The following is a 4,507-nucleotide window of genomic DNA, read 5'->3' as shown; positions in this document are numbered from 1 at the left end:
AACCGATGTCTTGAATATCTGCATCAATCAAATCATCCAATATAAACGAAGACCCAGTATTGAAGAACGACGAGACCAATGGCAAATCAAAATTAGGCTCAATTAAAAAAATGGGGGAATGCCAGATGTTTTTTTCTCTTGACATAAAACCTAAGGTCATGAATTTGAGTGCATTATTACATTTATGCGATATCAATACGATAGGACATAGGAAGAACTTCAAGGAGTACAAACATGACAAAAGCTGATCTTGTAAAGGAAATATCGGAAAATACCGGTATCATCCGTAAGGACGTTGCCGTGGTGGTTGATGCCCTATTCCAGGGAATCAAGGACCTTTTGGCCGCTGGTCATCACATTGAGATTCGTGGTTTTGGCACCTTCCGTCTCAAAACCCGTAAACCCCGCGTGGGCCGCAATCCCAAGACCGATGAAAAAGTACCTGTACCGGAACGTACCGTTCCCACCTTCAAATTTTCGCGTGAGTTCAAAAACAGCGTAGTTGACCTCAAAATCAAGAACTAGGGAGGCAATATGCCTTGCGGAAAGAAGAAGAAACGTCATAAAATCGCCACTCACAAGCGGAAAAAACGCTTGCGCAAGAATCGTCATAAAAAGAACAAATAAGGTATAATGGGCCGTTTCGATTGAGACGGCCTTTTTATTTGGGCAGTTTACCAATATATTGAGTCTGGCATTGGAAATTTCAGATTGACATTTTTTCGCAATACTTTAGTTATGTTTACAAAGTAATATTAGGAATAAAAATAAATGCTGGAACGTCAAAATCACCCCTTTCAGCCCTATATTCCCACAGATGCCCTGGCCCTGATAATCGGCACAGCACCTCCGTGGCAGTTTTGTGTGGAGGATCAAGGGAACCTGCGAGAGGGTGAAATAGCCTTTTTCTACGGCTCCATCCACAATCTGTTTTGGTACATTATAAAAGCGGTCTTCGAACCGGACAATCCCCGCTGGCCGAGGACGCAGTTACAGTGCGAGAACTTCCTGAAGCGGCAGCGTCTGGCTGTGGGAGATATCCTGCAAAGCTTTGTCCGCCAAGACCGTAAAGCATCGGACGATCATCTCTCGGAATTCACTTTCAACCGGGGATTGCTTTCAAAGCTGCAGTCTTCATCTCACAGCATTCGATACCTGTATTTTACCAGCCATTTCGCCCATGAGCTATTTCTGAAAGCGCTGAAGAAGCATAGATACATATATCGGATTCATGGAGAAGACAGGCAAAACAAAAGCTACTTGATTACTCTGCAAAAGAAACACAAAACCTATCAATACACCTGCTACATATTGAATTCCCCGTCTCCCCGCATCAACAGATCTCTAGCGGAGATGATCGCGGATTACAGCCAGAAGTTTGCAGCCATCAAAACTAATAATGAGATCGCAAAGTGCGAAGAGACGCCAAAGACTTACTGATGCTTTGCCGCGGGTATCGCATCAATTATCAGAGAAAGGATAGATGAATCTGCCCGGATATTGCCTATGATTGTGTTTAGTTCTGATACCACAATCACTATTGCGGGCAAGAACGATATACATGGATCAGATTGATGAAGGAAAGATCATGATAGAACCAAGAGAGGCGCCGGATTCGAAAAATTATTGGGACCCTGAAAGATCTATGATCATCAGAAAGGTAAAAGAAGAAGACCTCGCCGCTATCGCCAGATGCCACATCCAGAGCTGGCGAGAGACATATCCCGGCATCATGCCCAAAGAAAAGCTCGATGCTCTAAATATCCCTGCAAGCATGCGTAATTGGCAATATACCCTGGATCAGAGACAGGTATTCCTGGTAGCTACAGTATCCGGCACAGTGTGCGGGTTTGCATCAGGGGGTGAAAACCGTAGTAATCCGGATAGCGAAACTGGCATTGGGGATACTTGCAGTGCAGAATTGGGTGCCTTGTATCTATTAAAAAAGCACCAGGGATTGGGGATCGGAAGGGCGCTATTTGACGGCTTCTGCAAAGAAGTATTGGATCGCGGTCATCACAGTATGGTGGTATGGGTGGCCGAAAAGAATATTTCTTGCGGATTTTACGCTCATATGGGCGGTGAGCAGGTGGATAGGAAGATATTGAAAGTAATCATTACTGATGTCCCTGTCATCGCTTACCGCTATTCGTACGAGCTTTTGCAACAGCATGCCGCAAATGCACAACTCAGCCTTGATTGATAAGCCTGTTTTGATCCTGATAGGCGGAGCACCGGGTGTGGGAAAAACCACCCTGGCGGCTTCACTGAACCAGGTTCTGCCCAGCAGCGTTTGGCTGGATGGAGACGATCTCTGGCGCATGGATCCCTTCATTGTGAATGATGCTACAAAAAAAATGGTACTACGGCACATCAGCTATGTACTGTCGTCTTTGCTTAGAGAGGATTTTCAGTATGTGATCTTCTCGTGGGTGATGCATGAAAAGAGCATTCGGAAGCAGGTGCTATCTTCACTGGATACAGATTGTTATCGCCTGATAAATATATGCCTTACCTGCAGCGACAGGGAACTGCTGAAACGCATTACTGCATCACCTGCAAAACGAAATACTGAGCTTGCTCTTGACCGGCTTGCGACATCTATTGCAGAGTATCCCAACAACCTGGATACCACGTCGATGAGCCCACAAGAAGTTTTGGAACATGCCCAAAACCTGATTGGCACAATAGCTTTGTAAGTAGATATACCTGATAGCCTTATCCACAAGTGGATTTGTCCGGGAATTTGATGCGAAGGCAATCCCGATATAAGGGCAACCTGTACCGGTAAGATGCCCATAACTCCGCATCACTCTTGTCTTTACAAAAGTCTGCAGGAGATTGATGGATTCGATGTAGAAGGACATCCCAGGCAGGAGCAAGCCACAATACACTTTTAGACCTCAGAAAATCTCGATTCTCGGTCATTTCCACAACTCCTCCCCCGCAAGCTATCAATCCACTGTAGCTATAAACTGAAGAGAGGGATCCGGCATCATACTCACCGGTCCCTCTCAATATCTCGCTTTCCTTCTCACGAAAAGAAAGCCATCCATTTTTTGTTACATAATCGCTAATGCTCTGTCCCTGCTTTGCACAAAACAGGTCATCGGTATCCCAGGCAGGTATTTTCCAAGACACAGACAGCTTCCGTGCCAAAGTGCTCTTCCCCGCACCACTGAAACCGATTATGTATAACAGCATCTACAATCTGGCGCTTACGTCCTTTTCAACTTTCTCACTTAATGTGCGGCACTTGTCCAGGAGTTCTTCCGCTTCTGCAAGAGTGCTTTTGCGGAAGTTTTCGTCCGTGATGCCGGAGATATTGATACGGATATTGAAGTATGCGGCTTTGGCTGCAGCAAGACCAACTAAAGCTGCTACGCCAGCATCGGAGAGTGCGTTCACGTTTCCGATCTGGCATACTTTATCTGCCAACTGAATTGCTTCCAGAGAAATCCTCAGACTTTCCAGGGGAGCGATGATGGCACCTTGAGTGCATTTCTCGATCTGTTGATCCCGATAGGCAATCTCTTCATCCGTCTTTTTGGGCAGGCGCATAGCATCCATCATGGCATAGAAGGCATTGGTATCCACATCTATACAGTGCATGGCGCGTTCTTTGATGCTCTGACCCAAGGGGGCATATTCCAGGGCCATGTTTTGCACTTTCTCATAACCCTTTTTATCTATGGTGAGGTTTGAGACCATTGCAGAGAGTGCACCGCTCATTGATGCGCATAGTGCGGCAACTGATCCGCCACCGGGAGCGGGAGCGTCTGTAGAAAGCAGGTCGCAAAAGCCTTCCACCGTCATTGCGCTTAGGCGATTGCTATCCTGAATCGCATACTCAATCACTTTTCTATTCAGATCAAATGGCGCTAATTCAGCCAAACCCATAGATTGGATGGCGGTTTCCATGATCATCTTTTCGGGAATTCCGGTGGATTCGTTCATCTTGGAGAGGTAGTATTTTCCGCTTTCCAAGAGTGCTGCTTTGGGGATAAGGCCCACCAGTTCACTTCCGGTTACCTGAATTCCCATCTCACCAGCCAGTTCACGCACTTTATCCAATACTTTATGAGGAGGCGTAACCTTGTAGTTGGTAAGGTTTATGCTGATCTGAGCGCGATTGTAGCCATCGATGTACCAACCCACTGCTTTACAATGCGTAAAGAGACCGGGCTCCATAATTTTGTTACCATTCTCGTCTTTCAGCATCTTGCCGTCTTTGCTCCGTGCTGCTTTGCCGCTTTCGCGGATGGTAAGGGCTATTTCGTGGGCTTTCTTTTTGTCTCTGGTATTCAGATTGATATTGTAGGCAATCAGGAACTCCCTGGCGGAAATGGCTGTAGCTCCGCTTTTAGCGTTGAATACATGGGGGCCAAAATCCGGTTTCCAGGCTGGATCGTTGGCTTTCTGCGGCAAGGCTTCATATTCACCAGAGCGCACATTGGCCAGGTTCTTCCATTCAGGTTTTGTGGCCGCGTTTTCGTAGAGATAAACG

At 46.4% G+C, this 4,507-nt stretch carries 6 protein-coding genes; 4 read left to right on the top strand and 2 right to left on the bottom strand.

Annotated elements, in window-relative coordinates:
• Positions 1-207: 207 nt before the first annotated feature.
• From PHF32_08560 to PHF32_08545, 4 genes are all read left to right on the top strand, one after another.
• Positions 208-525 carry an integration host factor subunit beta gene (locus PHF32_08560; protein MDD4560766.1) on the top strand — a complete coding sequence of 106 codons (318 nt, stop codon included), beginning with the start codon at positions 208-210 and terminating at the stop codon, positions 523-525.
• Positions 526-771: 246 nt separating this feature from the next.
• Positions 772-1,440 carry a hypothetical protein gene (locus PHF32_08555; GenBank protein ID MDD4560765.1) on the top strand — a complete coding sequence of 223 codons (669 nt, stop codon included), beginning with the start codon at positions 772-774 and terminating at the stop codon, positions 1,438-1,440.
• 205 nt (positions 1,441-1,645) lie between these two features.
• The gene (locus tag PHF32_08550; protein ID MDD4560764.1) at positions 1,646-2,203 is read left to right on the top strand and encodes a GNAT family N-acetyltransferase; all 558 of its coding nucleotides are present in this window, start codon (positions 1,646-1,648) and stop codon (positions 2,201-2,203) included.
• Positions 2,181-2,699, top strand: a complete 519-nt coding sequence (locus PHF32_08545) for an AAA family ATPase (GenBank protein ID MDD4560763.1) — start codon at positions 2,181-2,183, stop codon at positions 2,697-2,699. The genes PHF32_08550 and PHF32_08545 overlap by 23 nt, the downstream gene beginning before the upstream one ends.
• Positions 2,700-2,718: 19 nt before the next feature.
• Here the strand turns inward: PHF32_08545 and PHF32_08540 are convergent, their stop codons facing one another.
• Positions 2,719-3,204 carry a shikimate kinase gene (locus PHF32_08540; GenBank protein ID MDD4560762.1) on the bottom strand — a complete coding sequence of 162 codons (486 nt, stop codon included), beginning with the start codon at positions 3,202-3,204 and terminating at the stop codon, positions 2,719-2,721.
• Positions 3,205-4,507 (bottom strand): cyclodeaminase/cyclohydrolase family protein (locus tag PHF32_08535; GenBank protein MDD4560761.1); only part of this gene is annotated, 1,303 nt, incomplete at its 5' end. It abuts the gene before it with no gap.

The organism is Candidatus Cloacimonadota bacterium (assembly GCA_028706475.1).
Classification (GTDB): Bacteria; Cloacimonadota; Cloacimonadia; order Cloacimonadales; family Cloacimonadaceae; genus UBA5456.
Note: the sequence above shows the minus strand (reverse complement) of the source record. Positions and strands in the feature narration are given on the sequence as shown.